This window comes from Rhodanobacter sp. OK091 (genome assembly GCF_900142825.1).
GTDB lineage: Bacteria > Pseudomonadota > Gammaproteobacteria > Xanthomonadales > Rhodanobacteraceae > Rhodanobacter.
In genome coordinates this window covers 538147-555904 of the sequence record NZ_FRCH01000001.1, presented here as the reverse complement: position 1 = coordinate 555904, position 17758 = coordinate 538147, and the positions used below count along the sequence as shown (strand labels likewise).

17 protein-coding genes and 1 tRNA gene are annotated in these 17758 nt (G+C 64.4%); 14 read left to right on the top strand and 4 right to left on the bottom strand.

Features of this window, described 5'->3' with window-relative positions; all coding sequences use genetic code 11:
- Positions 1-29: 29 nt before the first annotated feature.
- The 5 genes from pheS (at position 30) to BUA26_RS02665 (ending at position 4211) form a co-directional block, all read left to right on the top strand.
- Positions 30-1025 carry a phenylalanine--tRNA ligase subunit alpha gene (gene pheS, locus BUA26_RS02685; protein WP_072757644.1) on the top strand — a complete coding sequence of 332 codons (996 nt, stop codon included), beginning with the start codon at positions 30-32 and terminating at the stop codon, positions 1023-1025.
- A gap of 21 nt (positions 1026-1046) precedes the next feature.
- Complete coding sequence (pheT, locus tag BUA26_RS02680; RefSeq protein ID WP_072757642.1) at positions 1047-3425, top strand: phenylalanine--tRNA ligase subunit beta; 2379 nt, start codon at positions 1047-1049, stop codon at positions 3423-3425.
- A gap of 1 nt (position 3426) precedes the next feature.
- Positions 3427-3726, top strand: a complete 300-nt coding sequence (gene ihfA, locus BUA26_RS02675; protein WP_007804491.1) for an integration host factor subunit alpha — start codon at positions 3427-3429, stop codon at positions 3724-3726.
- Complete coding sequence (locus BUA26_RS02670) at positions 3707-4063, top strand: MerR family transcriptional regulator (protein WP_056386704.1); 357 nt, start codon at positions 3707-3709, stop codon at positions 4061-4063. Before ihfA ends, BUA26_RS02670 begins: the two co-directional genes overlap by 20 nt.
- Before the next feature lie 71 nt (positions 4064-4134).
- Positions 4135-4211, top strand: a tRNA-Pro gene (locus BUA26_RS02665).
- 111 nt (positions 4212-4322) lie between these two features.
- On the opposite strand, the gene serA is transcribed toward BUA26_RS02665, so the two are convergent.
- Positions 4323-5555 carry a phosphoglycerate dehydrogenase gene (gene serA / locus BUA26_RS02660; protein WP_072757640.1) on the bottom strand — a complete coding sequence of 411 codons (1233 nt, stop codon included), beginning with the start codon at positions 5553-5555 and terminating at the stop codon, positions 4323-4325.
- 121 nt (positions 5556-5676) lie between these two features.
- On the opposite strand from serA, the gene BUA26_RS02655 reads away from it, so the two are divergent.
- Entirely contained in the window at positions 5677-7068 is a 1392-nt protein-coding gene (locus BUA26_RS02655; protein ID WP_072757638.1) for an FAD-binding oxidoreductase, read from the top strand.
- 62 nt (positions 7069-7130) lie between these two features.
- Positions 7131-8087 carry a prolyl aminopeptidase gene (gene pip, locus BUA26_RS02650; RefSeq protein WP_072757635.1) on the top strand — a complete coding sequence of 319 codons (957 nt, stop codon included), beginning with the start codon at positions 7131-7133 and terminating at the stop codon, positions 8085-8087.
- 97 nt (positions 8088-8184) lie between these two features.
- On the opposite strand, the gene upp is transcribed toward pip, so the two are convergent.
- From upp to BUA26_RS02635, 3 genes are all read right to left on the bottom strand, one after another.
- Complete coding sequence (gene upp / locus BUA26_RS02645) at positions 8185-8826, bottom strand: uracil phosphoribosyltransferase (RefSeq protein ID WP_072757633.1); 642 nt, start codon at positions 8824-8826, stop codon at positions 8185-8187.
- A gap of 117 nt (positions 8827-8943) precedes the next feature.
- Positions 8944-9312 carry a PsiF family protein gene (locus BUA26_RS02640; protein WP_072759960.1) on the bottom strand — a complete coding sequence of 123 codons (369 nt, stop codon included), beginning with the start codon at positions 9310-9312 and terminating at the stop codon, positions 8944-8946.
- A gap of 155 nt (positions 9313-9467) precedes the next feature.
- Positions 9468-10970 (bottom strand): aminotransferase class III-fold pyridoxal phosphate-dependent enzyme, encoded by a 1503-nt coding sequence (locus BUA26_RS02635; RefSeq protein WP_072757631.1) that lies wholly within the window; start codon positions 10968-10970, stop codon positions 9468-9470.
- A gap of 291 nt (positions 10971-11261) precedes the next feature.
- On the opposite strand from BUA26_RS02635, the gene BUA26_RS02630 reads away from it, so the two are divergent.
- The 7 genes from BUA26_RS02630 (at position 11262) to yajC (ending at position 17730) form a co-directional block, all read left to right on the top strand.
- Positions 11262-12206 (top strand): ABC transporter ATP-binding protein, encoded by a 945-nt coding sequence (locus tag BUA26_RS02630; protein ID WP_072757629.1) that lies wholly within the window; start codon positions 11262-11264, stop codon positions 12204-12206.
- A gap of 13 nt (positions 12207-12219) precedes the next feature.
- Positions 12220-13011: an ABC transporter permease gene (locus tag BUA26_RS02625; protein WP_143154157.1), complete on the top strand. Its 792-nt coding sequence runs from the start codon at positions 12220-12222 to the stop codon at positions 13009-13011.
- A gap of 44 nt (positions 13012-13055) precedes the next feature.
- Positions 13056-14285 (top strand): sensor histidine kinase, encoded by a 1230-nt coding sequence (locus BUA26_RS02620; protein WP_072757625.1) that lies wholly within the window; start codon positions 13056-13058, stop codon positions 14283-14285.
- Positions 14286-14337: 52 nt separating this feature from the next.
- On the top strand, positions 14338-14940 hold the full coding sequence (locus BUA26_RS02615; RefSeq protein ID WP_072757623.1) for a response regulator transcription factor: 603 nt from the start codon (positions 14338-14340) through the stop codon (positions 14938-14940).
- A gap of 65 nt (positions 14941-15005) precedes the next feature.
- Positions 15006-16037, top strand: coding sequence for a tRNA preQ1(34) S-adenosylmethionine ribosyltransferase-isomerase QueA (gene queA, locus BUA26_RS02610; protein WP_072759957.1), 1032 nt, complete (start codon positions 15006-15008; stop codon positions 16035-16037).
- Between the two features lie 26 nt (positions 16038-16063).
- Entirely contained in the window at positions 16064-17191 is a 1128-nt protein-coding gene (tgt, locus tag BUA26_RS02605; RefSeq protein ID WP_072757621.1) for a tRNA guanosine(34) transglycosylase Tgt, read from the top strand.
- A 203-nt stretch (positions 17192-17394) separates the two neighbouring features.
- Positions 17395-17730: a preprotein translocase subunit YajC gene (gene yajC / locus BUA26_RS02600; protein WP_072757619.1), complete on the top strand. Its 336-nt coding sequence runs from the start codon at positions 17395-17397 to the stop codon at positions 17728-17730.
- Positions 17731-17758: the final 28 nt, after the last annotated feature.

Below are 17758 nucleotides of genomic sequence, written 5' to 3'. Positions count from 1 at the left end.
AGAGGGCAAGTAGCGAGAAGCGCATCACTATGGATGATCTGGATAGCCGCGCCGCGCAGGCGCTGACTGATATCGACAAGGCCGACACGCTGGAAGCACTGGATGCGCTGCGCGTCGGCCTGTTGGGCAAGAGCGGCATCGTCACCGCGGCGCTGAAGGCGCTCGGCACGCTGGCGCCGGACGAGCGCAAGGCGCGTGGCGCCGAGGTGAACCGGGTCAAGGATCGTCTCGCCGATGCGCTGGCGGCGCGCAAGCAGATTCTGGAGCAGGCCGAGATGGATCGGCGCCTCGCCTCAGAGCGTCTCGACATCAGCCTGCCTGGCCGCGATGGCGAACGCGGAGGCATTCATCCGATCACGCGTGCGCTCGAGCGTATTTCCGCGATCTTCGCGCGGCTCGGTTATCAGCGTGCCGACGGCCCGGAGATCGAGGACGACTGGCATAACTTCGAGGCGTTGAATTTCCCGCCGCACCATCCGGCGCGCGCTATGCACGACACCTTCTACTTCGGCGACGGGCGCCTGCTGCGCACGCATACATCGCCGGTGCAGATCCGTGCGATGAAAGGACGGCAGCCGCCGATCCGCATCATTGCGCCGGGCAAGGTCTACCGCAGCGATTCGGATCAGACCCATTCGCCGATGTTCCACCAGATCGAGGGCCTGCTGGTCGATGAGACATCCAGCATGGCCGACCTCAAAGGCACGCTGGCGGAATTCATACGCGCCTTCTTCGAGCGCGATTTCGAGATGCGTTTTCGCCCCAGCTACTTCCCCTTCACCGAGCCATCGGCCGAGGTGGACATCCGCTGGGACGCAGAGGACGGCTCCACTCGCTGGTTGGAAGTGCTCGGCTGCGGCATGGTGCATCCGAACGTGCTCGAGAACTGCGGCATCGACCCGGAACGCTATAGCGGCTTCGCCTTCGGTCTGGGCGTGGAACGTTTCGCGATGCTGCGTTATGGCGTCTCCGACCTGCGCGCGTTCTTCGAGAACGATCTGCGCTTCTTGAAGCAGTTCGCGTAATCGAAGGCAGGAACGAGACCGATGAAATTTTCCGAAAACTGGCTGCGCGAACTGGTCGAGATCAAGGCTGACCGCGCCGCACTGGCCCATGCGCTGACCATGGCCGGACTGGAAGTCGAAGAGCTGACCGTGCTGGGCGACGGCCTGGCCGGCGTGGTGGTGGCCGAGATAGTCGCTGCCGAAAAGCATCCCGAAGCCGATCGCCTTCAAGTGTGCACGGTCAACGCGGGGCAAGCCGGGTTGCTGCAAATCGTCTGCGGCGCACCGAATGCGCGCGTCGGCATCAAGGTGCCGCTGGCCATGGTGGGTGCGAGCCTGCCCGGTGGCCTGTCGATCAAGGCGGCCAAGCTGCGTGGTGTCGAGTCGTTCGGCATGCTGTGCTCGGCCAAGGAGCTGGATATTGACGCCGATACCTCCGGCTTGCTCGAACTGCCGCTTGATGCGCCGGTGGGCAAGCCGCTGGCCGATTACATGGGTCTGCCCGATGCAAGTATCGAACTGAAGCTCACGCCGAACCGTCCCGATTGTCTGGGTCTGGTGGGTCTCGCGCATGATGTCGCGGCGCTGTTCGGCAGTGCGGTAAACGTGCCGGCACAGGCCGCTGCTGCGGTAACCGCCAAGGCATGCCGCGGTATCCGACTGGAAGCCGGCAAGGACGCGCCGCGTTATCTGGGTCGCGTCGTCGAAGGTATCGATCCCGCGGCGCGGACCCCGTTGTGGCTGGCCGAGCGCTTGCGTCGTTCCGGTTTGCGCCCGATCAGCGCGATGGTCGACATCGCCAATTACGTCATGCTGGAGCTGGGTCAACCGCTGCATGCGTTCGACAACGACACGTTGCAAGGCGACATCGTGGTGCGTCATGCCCGTGCGGGCGAAACGTTGAAGCTGCTGGACGGCAGCACGGCAAAGCTGGACGAGGGCTTCGTGCTGATTGCCGACGAGCACAAGCCACTCGCCGTGGCCGGTGTGATGGGCGGCTTCGACTCGCGCGTCACGGACACCACCCGCAACATTTTCCTGGAGTCGGCACATTTCGCGCCGGCCGCGATCATGGGACGTGCGCGCAAGCTGGGTCTGCACACCGATGCCTCGCATCGCTTCGAGCGCGGCGTCGATCCGGAACTGCCGCGTCGCGCGCTGGAACGCGCTACCGAACTGGTGCTGGCGATTGCCGGCGGCAACGCCGGTCCGGTGCTGGTCGCGGAACACGTCGCGGATCTGCCGAAGCCGGCCGCCGTGACGCTGCGCCGCGCGCGTCTCAAGCGCGTGCTGGGAGTGGATGTCGCCGATGTGGAAGTGGCGCGCATCTTCACCGCGCTTGGCATGCGGGTGGAAACCCATGCCGAAGGCTGGCGGATCACCGCGCCAAGCAGTCGTTTCGACATCGAGCGCGAGGAGGACCTGATCGAGGAAGTCGCGCGCATCTTCGGTTACGACAACATTCCCACGCATTCGCCGGCCGGTGCGCTGGCGCTGGCCATCGAGCCGGAAGCGCGCATCAACGAGTTGGCGCTGCGCGAGCAACTGGCCGCACGCGGCTATTACGAGGCGGTGAACCTGTCCTTCCTGTCCGCCGAGTTGCTGGCGCGCTGGGGTTTTACCGAACGGCTGGTACCGCTAGCCAATCCGTTGTCCGCCGATCTGGCCATCATGCGTCCTTCGCTGCTGCCGGGCTTGATCGAGGCCTTGCGTCACAACCGTGCCCGCCAGCAGGAACGGGTGAGGATGTTCGAACTGGCGCGGGTGTTTGCGGCGGGCGATCCACCGGTCGAAACGCCGAGCGTCGCCATCGTTGCCTCCGGCAACGCGCACGCCGAGCAATGGGGCGAGCCGTCCCGTCAGCTGGATTTCCACGATCTCAAGGGTGATCTGGATGCGCTGATTGCCTGGGGCGGCGAGCCGCAGCGTTGGTCGGTGCATGCCGATGGCCTGCCAGCCTGGCTGCATCCAGGACGTGGGGCGCGCGTTGCCCGTGATGGCGAAACCGTGGGTTATCTCGGTGCGCTGCATCCGCAATTGGCCAGGACGCTGGATCTTGGCGCCGACGTGCATGTGCTCGAGCTGACGCTGGAGCCGCTGCTGGCGCGCCGCCTGCCGCTGGCACGCCCGGTTCCGCGATTCCCGGCGGTGCGGCGGGACATCGCGATGGATCTGCCGGAAGAGATCAGCTGGTCACAGATTGAGCAGACTGTTCGCGGCAGTCTCGGCCTCCGGCTGCAGGAATTGCGGCTGTTCGACCGCTACAGCGGCAAAGGGGTCGAAGCAGGCCGAAAAAGCCTCGCTATGGGCTTGATTTTACAGGACGCTTCACGCACCCTTACTGACGACGACGCGGATCGCTGCGTACGCGAAGCGGTCGCTGCGTTGGAGCAAACATGCAAGGCAAAGCTGCGAGGATGAAATGGCGCTGACCAAGGCGGAAATGGCCGAGCGGCTTTTCCTCGACGTGGGCCTCAACAAGCGTGAGGCCAAGGAATTCGTGGACGCCTATTTCGAGGTCGTCAGGGGAGCGCTGGAAAACGGCGAGCAGGTGAAGTTGTCGGGTTTCGGCAACTTCGATCTGCGGCTGAAGAACCAGCGGCCGGGACGCAACCCGAAGACCGGTGAGGAGATTCCGATCTCCGCTCGCCGCGTGGTGACGTTCCGACCGGGACAGAAACTCAAGGTAAGAGTCGAAGGCTATGCTGGATCAAGGGAATAACACCGAACTGCCTGCCATTCCGGCCAAGCGCTACTTCACCATCGGTGAAGTGGGCGAGCTATGCGGTGTGAAGCCTCACGTATTGCGCTACTGGGAACAGGAGTTCCCCGCGCTCAATCCGGTCAAGCGCCGCGGCAACCGTCGCTACTACCAGCGCCACGACGTTCTGATGATCCGTCAGATCCGCTCGCTGCTGTATGACGAGGGTTTCACCATCACCGGCGCGCGCGCGCGGCTGGAAGGCCCGCAGGCCCGGATGGAAGCGAGCATCTCGCACCAGATCGTGCGCCAGGTGCGGATGGAACTGGAAGAAGTTCTGACTCTGCTGCGTCGCTGAGCACCGAGTGCTCGAGCATGGCTTCCGGCATGGCCCGGTGAGCTGTTAGACTAGTCGTCTTGCCGAACAGTCGGGGCGTAGCGCAGCCTGGTAGCGCATCTGCCTGGGGGGCAGAGGGTCGTCGGTTCAAATCCGGCCGCCCCGACCAATTCGGTAATCGAGTATGAAAAAAGCGCCCGAGGGCGCTTTTTTCATGGGAAATCGGGAGCAGGGAATGCGGAAGAAGGGAAAAACCGCCAAGCTGCTGCCGTTCTCGCGCTCAATACAGCACGCGGCTGCGCAAGGTACCCGGGATCGCCGCCAGTTGTTCTTTCAGCACGTTGGCCTGCTGCGTGTCGGCGCTCACGTCGATCACCACGTAGCCTACTTCGCTGTCGGTCTGCAGGAACTGCGCGTCGACGTTGATATTGCCGGCCGAGAACAAGTCGTTGATGCGTGACAGCATGCCCGGCACGTTGCGATGGATGTGCAGCAGGCGACGGCTGTTCGGATGTTCGGGCAGGGTGACTTCGGGGAAATTCACCGCCGACAAGGTGGAGCCGTTGTCGCTGTAGCGGATCAGCTTGCTGGCGACTTCGATGCCGATATTGTCCTGCGCCTCCAGCGTGCTGCCGCCGATGTGCGGCGTGAGGATCACGTTGTCCATGCCAATCAGCGGCGAGACGAAGGCATCGTCGTTGCCCTTGGGCTCCAGCGGGAAAACGTCCACGGCGGCACCGGCCAGATGGCCGTCGCGCAACGCTGTGGCCAGCGCATCGATATCGACCACACTGCCGCGCGAGGCATTGATCAGCATCGCGCCCGAGCGCATCTTCGCGAGCTGCTCGCGCTTGATCATCAATTGCGTGGCGGGAGTTTCCGGCACGTGCAAGGTGACTACGTCGGCGCGCTCCAGCAGCTCGTCCAGACTGGAAACCGCGCGCGCATTGCCCAGCGACAGCTTGGTTTCGATGTCGTGGAAGATCACCCGCATGCCCAGGCTCTCGGCCAGCACGCCGACCTGGGTGCCGATGTGGCCGTAGCCGACGATGCCGAGCACTTTGTCGCGCGTCTCGTAGCTGCCGCTGGCCGACTTGGTCCATCCGCCGCGATGGCATAGCGCGTTCTTCTGCGGGATGCCGCGCAACAGCATGATCGCCTCGGCGATCACCAGTTCGGCCACGCTGCGAGTGTTGGAGTAGGGCGCATTGAATACCGGCACGCCGAGCTTTCTCGCGGCGGTCAGGTCCACCTGGTTGGTGCCGATGCAGAAGCAGCCCACTGCGATGAGGCGCTTGGCCTGAGCCAGCACATCTTCGCTGAGCTGGGTGCGCGAGCGGATGCCGACGATGTGCGCGTCGGCGATGCGTGCCTTCAACTCGGCTTCCGGCAGCGATTTGGCATGCAGTTCGACCTGGCTGTAGCCGGCGCGATGAAAGTTCTCGACCGCGCTGGCACTGACACCCTCCAGCAGCAATACCTTGATGTCTCGGCGGGGGTAGGAGGTTTGCATGCGTCGGTCCGGGCAGGGAGGAACGCCTACTATGCCAGAGCCGGGGACGATTTGCGGCGTTGCAACACTGGACGCGAAGCGATGCGGCTGGCAGGCTTGGAGGGATATCCCGGAGCCCAGCATGTCCGACCCCCGTCTTGCCGAATTGTGCCGTCGACTGCCCGACCTGCGCCTGCTCACCGCGCCGGGCGACCTGGAACATTACGGTCGCGACTGGACCCGCCGCTGGACGCCGGCGCCGCTGGCGATTGCGCTGCCGGCCAGCGTGGACGAAGTGCAGGCGATCGTGCGCTGGGCGAACGAGCAGCAGGTCGCCATCGTGCCTTCCGGTGGCCGGACGGGCCTCTCCGGCGGCGCGGTCGCCGCCCATGGCGAACTGGTACTGAGCCTGGAACGGATGAACCGCGTGCTGGATTTCGACGCCGTCGATCGCACGTTCACCGTGCAGCCGGGCATCATCCTGCAGACCGTGCATGAAGCCGCCCGCAGCCATGGCCTGATCTATCCGGTCGATTTCGCCGCTCGCGGTTCATGCTCGATCGGCGGCAATATCGCTACCAATGCAGGCGGCATCCGGGTGATCCGCTACGGCAACACGCGCGAGTGGGTCGCCGGACTGAAGGTGGTTGCCGGCAATGGCGAACTGCTCGAACTCAATCGCGGCCTGATCAAGAACTCCAGCGGCTACGATTTCCGTCAGCTGATGATCGGCTCGGAGGGTACGCTGGGCATCGTGGTGGAAGCCACGTTGAGGCTGACCGATCCGCCGCCGCCGTCGCAGGTCATGCTGCTGGCGTTGCCGGACATGGATGCGTTGATGCAGGTATTTGCCTTGTTTCGCGCGCGCCTGGCGTTGCAGGCATTCGAATTCTTTACCGATCGCGCGCTCGAGCACGTGCTTGCGCATGGAGCGCAGCGCGCCATCGAAGGCGATTATCCGTACTACGTGGTGACCGAGTTCGATGCCGCCGACGAGCCTGCACAAGATGCTGCCTTGGCCGCGTTCGAGCATGCACTGGAGCAGGGCTGGGTCAGCGACGGCGTGATCGCGCAAAGCGAAGCGCAGGCGGCCGCGCTGTGGCGTTTGCGCGAAGGCATTACGGAGAGTCTGGCCTCACGGCGACCCTACAAGAATGACGTGTCAGTGCGGATCAGCGCGGTACCGGCATTCCTGCGCGAGATGCAGGCACTGCTGGCGCGTGAATATCCGCAGATCGAAGTGGTGTGGTTCGGCCATATCGGCGACGGCAACCTGCACATCAACGTGCTGCGCCCGGATGATCTGGCCGAGGAGGCGTTCATCGCGCAATGCGAGCACGTGACCAAATTGCTGGCAGCCACCTTGCAGCACCACGGCGGCAGCATCTCGGCCGAGCATGGCATCGGGCTGGTCAAGCTGGCCTATCTGGAGAGCACCCGCAGCGCGGCGGAGATCGCACTGATGCAGGGTGTGCGCAAGGTGTTCGATCCGAACGGAATCCTCAATCCGGGCAAGCTGTTCGCAGCTGGCTGAAGGCCGCGGGGCCGTGCTCGTGCTAGCCTCGTCGGCTCGTCCGCTGGCCTTGAGGAGCCGTCATGTCGCCGCCGCTTCGTTCGCTGTACCCCGATATCGAGCCCTTCGACCGTGGGTTTCTCAAGGTGTCCGCGTTGCACACGCTGTACTACGAGCAGAGCGGCAATCCGCACGGCAAGCCGGTGGTGTTCCTGCACGGCGGCCCGGGTGGCGGCACCAATCCGAAGTGCCGGCGCTTCTTCGATCCGGCCGTGTACCGCATCGTGCTGTTCGATCAGCGCGGTTGCGGCAAGTCCACGCCGCATGCGGAGCTGACTGACAACACCACCTGGGATCTGGTCGCCGACATCGAGCGCGTGCGCGGACACCTGGGCATCGGGCGCTGGCAAGTATTCGGCGGTTCGTGGGGCTCCACGCTGGCGCTGGCCTACGCGCAGACGCATCCGGACAAGGTCACCGAACTGGTCTTGCGCGGCATCTTCATGCTGCGTCGCTGGGAGCTGGAATGGTTCTACCAGAAGGGCTGCGATGCGCTGTATCCGGACGCCTGGGAGACCTATCTCAACGCGATTCCCGAAGTCGAGCGCGGCGACCTGATGAGCGCCTACCACCGGCGCCTGACCAGCGCCGATGCGAAGACGCGTACCGATGCCGCCCGTGCCTGGTCGGTATGGGAGGGCGCCACCAGCTTCCTGTGGCAGGACAAGACGTACATCGAATCCAGCGCCGAGGACGAGTTCGCGCTGGCATTCGCGCGCATCGAATGCCACTACTTCGTCAACGGGGGTTTCTTCGAGCACGACGACCAGCTGCTGCGCAACATCGACCGCATCCGCAACATCCCCGCGGTGATCGTGCAGGGCCGTTACGACGTGGTCTGCCCGTTGCGCAGCGCATGGGACCTGCATCGCGCCTGGCCGGAGGCCGATCTGCGCATCGTGCAGGACGCCGGCCATTCCGCGTTCGAGCCAGGCAACGTGCATGAGTTGCTGGAGGCGACCGACCGCTTCGGCCGGTGAGGCGAGAAGTTGGTGCGTAGGCGAGAAGTGAGTGGAGAGGAGTGAGAAACGAGAGAAAGGCGCACGACTCGCGCCTCTCGTTTCTCGCTCCTCTCCACTATTTTTCTGCTTCAACCTTGGTGCCGAAGATCTTGTCGCCGGCGTCACCGAGGCCGGGCAGGATGTAGCCGTGCTCGTTCAGGCGCTCATCGATCGAAGCGGTGTAGATCTCGATATCCGGATGCGTCGCTTCGATGCGCTTGAGGCCTTCCGGCGCGGCGACCAGGAACAGCCCCTTGATGCGCTTGCAGCCGGCGGCCTTCAACATGTCGACGGCGGCGATCAAGGTGCCCGCGGTGGCCAGCATCGGGTCGACGATCAGCGCAATGCGTTCGTCCATGCGGCCGCTGAGTTTTTCGTAGTAGGCGGTCGGTTGCAGCGTGTGTTCGTCGCGCTGCACGCCGACTACGCTGACTTTCGCCGACGGGATCATGTCGAGCACGCCGGGCAGCATGCCCAGGCCTGCGCGCAGGATAGGCACGATGGTGATCTTCTTGCCCTTGATCCGGTGCACCCGCAGCGGGCCGGCCCAGCCAAGAATCTGTTCCTCGACGGTTTCCAGGTCCTTGGTGGCTTCGTAGGTGAGCAGTGCGGCGACCTCGGAGGCCAGTTCGCGGAATTCCTTGGTACTGATGCCGGCACGGCGCATCAGGCCGAGCTTGTGCTGGATCAGCGGATGGCCGACTTCGACGATCTTCATGGATGACGGTCTTCAACGATGGCGCAGCGCGCGACAGTCAGGGAGCTTAGCGAAGTGGCCCTGCACACGCACGCATGGCTCATGCGGGCGTGTGCAGCACCGATACAGCCAGCGAGATTACGGAGTCGCGGCAGCGCCGCCCTTCAGACAGCTGCTCATGAACGCCTTGCGATCGGCGCCCTTGAGCGCCTTGGTCTTGGCGTCCGCATTGCAGCTCTTCATTTTTTCCTGCTGGGTCTGCTTGGCCATTGGCGCGGCAGCGGCCGGCGCCATGCCTTCACCCTTCAGGCAGGAGCTCATGAAGGTCTTGCGCTCATCGCCTTTCTTGCCGGTGGCCTGCTTGCTGCAGTCGACCATGCGTTGCTGCTGCGCCGTATGTGCCTTGGTGGCCGGCGCCGTGGTGCTGGCCTGCGGCGTGGCCGCGAAGGTGGCGCCGGCGAAGGCGAAGGCGGCGCTGACAGCCAGCAGACGTAGTGACATCGACATCATTGAGTCCTCCCTAGGTGACCGGCAGCTGCCGGCAGTGCCAGTCTATGCCGGCCGGCAACTCCAAGGGAGTGGGTAAACCCTGACGTGCAAGAAGTATTCAGCTGCGGAAACGTGTCGAGCGCCGCCGCAGCCGGGAGCTGTCATATGGCTGCTCAGGCAGCCTCGGCCTTGGCGGCCGCCTTGCGCGGGCCTTCCAGCAAGGCCTTGCGCACATGGGCCACGACCAGATCGATTTCGGCGCTGGTGACGTTGAAATGCGGAGTAAAGCGCAGCGAGTTGACGCCGCCGTGGATCACGCCGATGCCGTGCTCGCGCATGTACTCCTCGGTGGAGTCGGCGCCGTAGCACTTGTACTCCGGGGCCAGCTCGCAGGAGAACAGCAGGCCGGTGCCCTGGACCTTGGTAATCAGGCCGCCCAGCTCGTTTTTCAGCGCGTTGAGCTTGTCGACGAATTCCTTGCCGCGCTCACGGATGTTGTTGCGCACGCCATCGCTGAGCTGATTGAGCGTGGCCAGCGCCACGTCCAGCGCGCGCGGGTTCGCGGTCATCGTGTTGCCGTAGATGCCTTTGCGGTACAGGCCGGCGGTGTGCTCGCTGACCGCCAGCACCGACAGCGGATACTGGCCGGCGTTGAGTGCCTTTGAGAAAGCTTCCATATCGGGCGCGGGCAGCTTCTCGAAGCCGGGGTAGTCGGTGATCGACAGCACGCCGTGCGCGCGCAGGCCGGCCTGGATCGAGTCGATCAGCAGCAAGGTGCCGTGAGCCTCGGTCAGCGCTCGCGCCGCCTTGTAGAACTCCGGAGTCACCGCGCGGCCGGGATCGCCTTCGCCCATCACCGGCTCCAGGAACATCGCCTCGATGAACCAGCCGTGCTTGTCGGCGTCCGCGAATGCCGCCTCCAGTTGCGCGATGTCATACGGGGCGATGGTGAGCACGCTGTCTTCGTGGCGGTAGCTGGCCAGGTGCTGCTGGTAGGTCTTGCGGCTGGAATCGGAATACAGCGCCGGCTTGTCGGTGCGGCCGTGGAATGCACCCTTCACCGCGAGCCGCTTGATCGTGCGACCGGCGTAACGGCCACCGGCATCGGTCATCAGCTTGGCGTTGACGTCGGCGATGCGACAGGCCAGCGAGACCGATTCGGAGCCGGAGTTCAGGCACATGTAACGCGCATACGGGTTGTTGCCGCGGTTGCGGCCAAGCTCTTTGTTGAGCGCCGCGGTAAAGCGCAGCTGCGACACGCTGGGTGCCATGACGTTGGCCATGACTTGCGGGCGGCTCATCGCTTCGAGAATCGCCGGGTGGTTGTGGCCGAAGCCGAGCATGCCGTAGCCGCCGTTGTCGTGCACCACGGCGCCTTTCAGCGTCACGATCCACGGGCCACGTGCAGCAGCCGGCAGGTACGGGCTGATCGCATCGTCCGGGTAGAAATTGACGAAACCGGCTTGCGCCTGGGCAAGCTGTTCTGCTTCGTCCAGTTTCAGGAAATCACTCATGTCAGCGCGCAGTTCGCGATGGCGCGCCACGGCATCGGCAATCGCCTGACCCAGCAGGGGACCGTTCGCTGCCATGCGCTCGATGCTGGCATCGTCCAGACCGGTGGTCCGCGGCTTGCCGCCGAATTCGCGCAGTTCGCGCAGCTGGTTGATCACACCCATGATGAATCCTCCGTAGTCCCGCCGATCGGCATGCCATGCCGGAGACGGACATTAGTGAACGCGTGCCGGAAAACGCAGGCGAATGGCGCTTCCTCAACGTTTTCAGGCATTTCACGCCGCCGTGGCAGTGCCAACCGGGCGGCTTTACTCCTCACAGGATACCTTGCGCTGTCGGCGGCCGTAACCCCGTGCCCCTGCCGCGGATGACGGCTGTCACCCCCGATGACTGACGCCGGCGACTGCCTGCGGCAGCCCGCTACGTGGAGGATGTGCGGCACTGGAGGATTACCCATGCCGCATACCCCTGATCCAATTACTCGTGATCCGATTGCCCGCCTTGACGGCGTCGTCAAACGCTATGGTCGACTCACCGCACTGGACGGTGCGGATCTGCGCTTGCAGCGCGGTGAACTGCTGGCCCTGCTCGGCCCCAACGGCGCAGGCAAGACCACGGCGATCGGCCTGCTGCTGGGGCTGATCCGGGCCGATGCCGGCACGGTCGAACTGTTCGGACAGGATCCGCAGCGGATCGAGGCGCGCCGGCGGATCGGCGTGATGCTGCAGAACGCCGAACTGCCGCCGACGCTGCGGGTGGGTGAACTGCTGCGGTTGACCGCCAGCTATTACCCGGCACCGCGCACGCTGGCGGAAACCGCCGAACTGGCCGGCGTCAGTGATCTGCTCAAGCGCCCTTACGCGAAACTCTCCGGCGGCCAGCAGCGGCGCGTGCAATTCGCATTGGCATTGTGCGGCCGGCCCGAGCTGTTGTTTCTGGATGAGCCCACCGTGGGCATGGATATCGAGGCGCGGCAGAAACTGTGGGCAGCGATCCGGCAACTGCTCGCCGAGGGCTGCTCGGTACTGCTGACCACGCATTATCTGGAGGAAGCCGAGGCACTGGCCGACCGCGTCTGCGTGATGACGCACGGCCGCATGATCCACGAGGGCACGGTCGAAGCACTGCGGGCGCGGGTGGCACTCAAACGCATCCGCTGCCTGAGTACGCTGTCGATCGATACGGTGCGCGGCTGGCCCGAGGTCAGCGAAGTGCGTCGGGACAACGAACGCCTGCATATCACCGCCGCCGAAGCAGAAGTCGTGGTGCGCCGTTTGCTTGTAGCCGACCTGCAACTGCGCGAACTGGAAGTGCAGCGCGCCGGCCTGGCCGAGGCATTCACCGAACTCACCCGCGATGCCGACGAGGCATCGGATACCGACCAGCGCGAGGCCGCCTGAGATGGAAACCGTCATGTCTGTCAACGAACCAGTTGTCAACGAGCCGACGTCACTCGTGATGCCGCGCCGTCGCGTCATCGGCGCCTATCTGGAAGAGGCGCGCAGCGAATGCCTGCGCTACATGCGGGCGCCGGGTTTCATGCTGCCGATCATGCTGTTCCCGGGGATGTTCTACCTGCTGTTCGGCGTGTTCATGGCGAAGTCCGAGGGTGCTGATGCAGCGCGTTATCTGCTGGCCAGCTACGGCGTGTTCGGCGTGATGAGTCCGGGCCTGTTCGGTTTCGGTGTGTCGCTGGCGCTGGAGCGCGACGGTGGGCTGCTGACCTTCAAGCGTGCGCTGCCGATGCCACCGGGTGCCTATCTGCTGGGCAAGATGCTGATGGCGATGGCCGCTGCCGCGGTAGTCATCCTGTTGCTCCTGGTGATGGCGCTGACGCTGGGGCACGTGACGCTGAACCTGGCCCAGGCCGGCGCGCTGCTGCTCACCGGCATGCTCGGCGTGCTGCCGTTCTGTGCGCTGGGCATGTTCGTTGGCACCTTGATCAAGGGGCAGGGTGCGCCCGGCATGCTGCAGCTAATCTATCTGCCGATGTCGTTCATGTCCGGCCTGTGGATGCCGCTGCCGCTGCTGCCGAAGTTCCTGCAGCAGATCGCACCAGTATGGCCGAGCTATCACCTCGACAGGCTGGCGCTGGCAGCAGTGGGCCTCGATCAGCAACCGCTGCTGCCACACGTGCTGGTGCTGATCGGGTTCGCCGCCGGTTTTCTGCTGCTGGCGGCCCGACGGCTGCGGCGCAACGGTTGAAGTAGCATGCTGTCCCGTCCGAGCCGCTAGCGAAGAGCGCCGCCATGATTCCAGGCTTCATTACCCGATGGTTTGCGCCGGCACCGGATTCCGGTGTGGCCGACGACCTTCGCCGCGGCAAATCGCCTTGGGCCGATAGCGTGCACTTGCTGTGGTCGATGTGGATCTTCATCACGCCGCTGTTCGATCATGGCCTGCGTGGCTACACCAGGACCTGGCTGTTGTGCACGCTGGCCTCGTATCCGGTATTCCTGTTGCTGTTCGCCAAGGTTCAACTGGCACCGCGGCGGACCGCCTATTTCTATGCGTGGGGCATGGCCGCGCTGTGCTTCAGTTTGCTGCACTGGTATCCCAGCGGGCTCAGCTACTTCGTGTATGCCTGCGTGATGCTGAGCCGTTGCGACATGCGGCACTTTCGCAGCTATGTGATCCAGGTGTTGCTGCTCAATGCCGTCTACGTGGCGCTGGCCTGGTGGATTGGCTATCCGCAATCGTTGCTGGTGATCATGCCGGTCACGGTCTTCGTTATCTGCACCATTCTCACGGTCGAGCAGATCCACCAGCAGAAGGACGTGGCGCTCAGCCTTTCTCACGACGAGGTGCGCCGGCTTGCCGCGACGGCGGAACGGGAGCGGATCGGGCGCGACCTGCACGATCTGCTAGGTCATACCTTGTCGCTGATCACCCTCAAGCTCGAACTCTCGCGCAAGCTGTTCGACCGTGATGTCGATGCAGCCCGGCGCGAGGTCGAGGAAGCGGAAAAGGTGGCACGTCACGCCTTGGCGGAGGTGCGCAGCGCGGTCACCGGCATCCGCGCCACCGATCTCGCCGCCGAGTTGGCTTCGGCGCGGCTGTTGCTTGAATCCTCCCGGGTGCATCTGGATTACGGCGATCTGCCCACCGACCTGCCTGGCGACGTCGAGCGCGGCCTGTCGCTGATATTGCGCGAGGCGGTGACCAATATTGCGCGCCACGCCGAGGCCAGCCGCGCCCGGATCGAGCTGACGCGCGAACGTTCGAGTGTATGCATGCTGATCAGCGACAATGGTCGCGGCGGCATCGGCCAGGACGGCAATGGTTTGTGCGGCATGCGCGAGCGCGTGCGCGCGTTGGCGGGGACGCTGACGATCGAATCGCCCCGTGGTCAGGGCACTCGCCTGAGGGTGACTGCGCCGCTGCCGATCTTGCGGCTGGTCGAAACGTCGCATGCGCCAGCGGGCATGCCCATCGATGCAGCAATGGCCGAAACGGATTCAGGACAACCGGCAGCATGAAAAGATCACCGTTGTTTTCCGCACACGGCGATGCCAACCGAAGGACCGCCGGATGATCCGCATCCTGCTGGCCGAGGATCAGGCGATGGTGCGCGGGGCGTTGTCGGCGCTGCTGAGCCTGGAATCCGACATCGAGGTGCTCGGTTCGTCCGCGGATGGCGAAGCGGCGTGGCGAGACATTCAAAGGCTGAAGCCCGATGTGCTGGTCACCGACATCGAGATGCCTGGCCTGACCGGGCTGGAGCTGGCCCAGCGCATCCAGCGCCAGGCATTGCCGATCAAGGTGGTCATCGTCACCACCTTCGCACGGCCCGGCTTCCTGCGCCGCGCGCTGGATGCCGGGGTATCCGGCTATCTGCTGAAGGATGCGCCCGCCGAGAACCTCGCCGAAGCATTGCGTACCGTGCATCGCGGCGGCCGCGCGATCGACCCGCAGCTGGCGCTGGAAGCCTGGTCCGAAGCCGATCCGCTGAACGATCGCGAGCGCCAGGTATTGCGGCTGGCCGGCGAAGGCCAGTCTGCCGGCGACATCGCCACGCAATTGAGTCTGTCGCATGGAACAGTGCGCAATTACCTGTCCGAAGCCATCGGCAAACTCGGCGTCGCCAATCGCATCGAGGCGTATCGACTGGCGCGGCAAAAGGGCTGGTTGTAGTTCGACACGCAAGGACTGGCGCTTGCGGGATAATGCCTCGTTACCGCTTGCCGGCCGAATACCTCTTGAAGAAATCCGATTTCAATTTTGAACTGCCGCCCGAACTGATTGCTCAGGCACCACTGCCCGAGCGCTCGGCCAGCCGCATGCTGCTGCTTGATGTGCCGGCACATTCGCGGCAGGACCGGATGTTTCGTGATTTGCCGGATTTCCTGCGGCGGGGCGATCTGCTGGTGTTCAACGACACCCGCGTGCTGCCGGCCCGGTTGTATGGGCGCAAGGATACCGGCGGTGCGGTGGAGATCCTGATCGAGCGGGTTACCGGCGCGCACGAGGCGACCGTGCAGCTCGGGGTCAGCAAGAAGCCGAAGGAAGGTGGCCGGATCGAACTGGCCGACGGCAGCCACGCCGTGGTGCTGGGCCGTGACGAAGGCTTTTTCCGACTGCGCTTCGAGGCGCAGGAGCCGCTGGAAAAGCTGCTGCTCAAACTGGGCGAGATGCCGCTGCCGCCGTACATCGAGCGGCACGCCGACGCCAGCGACATGGAGCGCTATCAGACCGTGTTCGCACGCGAGCCCGGCGCGGTGGCCGCTCCCACCGCCGGCCTGCATTTCGATGAGGCGATGTTGGCGACGCTGCGCGAACGTGGCGTCGAGTTCGGCTACATCACCTTGCATGTCGGTGCCGGTACGTTCCAGCCGGTGCGTGCGGATGATTTGAAGAATCATCACATGCACCGCGAGTGGCTGAATGTCGGCGCCCACCTGATCGGGCAGATCCGCCGCACCCGGGCCAATGGCGGCCGGGTCATTGCCGTAGGTACCACCGTGGTGCGCGCGCTGGAGAGCGCCAGCAAGGACGGCGAGCTGCATCCATTCGCCGGTGAAACGCAGATCTTCATATTCCCCGGCTACCACTTCAGCAGCATCGATGGGCTGCTCACCAACTTCCATCTGCCGCAGTCGACCTTGCTGATGCTGGTGTCGGCACTGGCCGGGCGCGAATTCATGCTCGATGCGTATCGCCATGCGGTCGAGCAGGGTTACCGGTTTTTCTCCTATGGAGACGCGATGCTCATCCTGCCGCAGGGCGGCTAAGTGGCGGCAACGGTTAAACTGGGCGGATGACTGCCATGAATTTCGATCTCTTCGCCACCGACGGCGCCGCCCGCCGCGGTCGCCTGACCTTTGCCCGCGGTACCGTGGAAACGCCGGCGTTCATGCCGGTGGGCACGTATGGCTCGGTCAAGGCGATGACGCCGCGCGACGTCACCGAGATCGGTGCCGAGATCATTCTTGGCAACACGTTCCATCTGTTCCTGCGGCCTGGACTGGAGATCGTCGAGAGGTTCGGTGGGTTGCACAAGTTCATCGGCTGGGACAAGCCGATCCTCACCGACTCCGGCGGCTTCCAGGTGTTCTCGCTGGCGCACAAGCGGAAGATCACCGAGGAAGGGGTGACGTTCGCATCGCCTGTCGATGGTTCGAAAGTGTTCCTGTCGCCGGAAGTGTCGATGCAGATCCAGAAGACGCTGGATTCGGACATCGCGATGATCTTCGACGAGTGCACACCGTACCCGGCCACCGAGAAGGTGGCCGGCGACTCGATGGAGCTCTCGCTGCGCTGGGCCGAGCGCTCGCGCCGGGCGTTCGACGACCTGAGGAATGCGAACGCGCTGTTCGGCATCGTGCAGGGCGGCGTGTACGAGAACCTGCGACAGCGTTCCGCCGCGGGACTGGTGAACATCGGTTTCGACGGTTACGCGGTCGGTGGTCTGGCGGTCGGCGAGCCGGAGGCCGAGCGCAACCACGCGCTGGATTTCACCGTGCCGCTGCTGCCGGCGGACAAACCGCGCTACCTGATGGGTGTGGGCCGGCCGGAAGACATCGTGGAGGCGGTGCGCCGCGGCATCGACATGTTCGACTGCGTGATGCCGACCCGCAACGCGCGCAACGGTTTCCTGTTCACCGCCGAGGGCACGTTGCGCATCCGCAACGCGAAGTTCGCCACAGATACGCGGGTGATCGAGGAGGGCTGCGACTGCTACGCCTGCAGCAATGGCTTCAGCCGGGCCTATCTGCGCCATCTCGACCGCTGCAACGAGATCCTCGGCAGCCAGCTCGCCACCATTCATAACCTGCGCTACTACCAGCGGCTGATGGTCGGGCTGCGCGAGGCGATCGCCAACCGCACACTGGAAGCGTTCACCACCGGGTTCTACGCCCGTCGCCAGGGTACGGAGATCGCGTAGGAGCCCGCTGGCGGGCGATCCGGGGCGATCCGCCCAGCTCGGAGTCGCAGTCCGCCCCGGCGCTTGCAAACGCCCGGTATGTCGCCATAACCCTTGGGCCCGGCACGCAGTGCACGGCTCCGGGGTGCATGGCATAATCAACGATCTTTTATCAGGCGTTCAGCTGAAATCCTTGGCTGCGCCACAACTTGCGAGACAAAACGATGACTTTTCCGATCTCCCCCGTGATCGCCCAGGCCGCTGCCGCGCAGCCCGCCGCCGGTGGTGGCCTGCAAATGATCATCATGATGGTGGTGCTGTTCGGCCTGATGTATTTCATGATGATTCGTCCGCAGATGAAGCGCCAGAAAGAGCATCGCGCCTTGATTGCCGCTCTGGCCAAGGGCGACGAAGTGGTCACCAACGGCGGCATCGCCGGGCGCGTGGAAGAAGTGGGCGAGACGTTCATCACGGTCGAGATTGCGACCAACGTGAAGGTCAAGGTACAGAAGGGGGCAGTCCAGCAGGTGCTGCCCAAGGGCTCGCTGAAGTCCGTCTGATCGTCGGTTTCGAGGCGCCGCCCCGCGT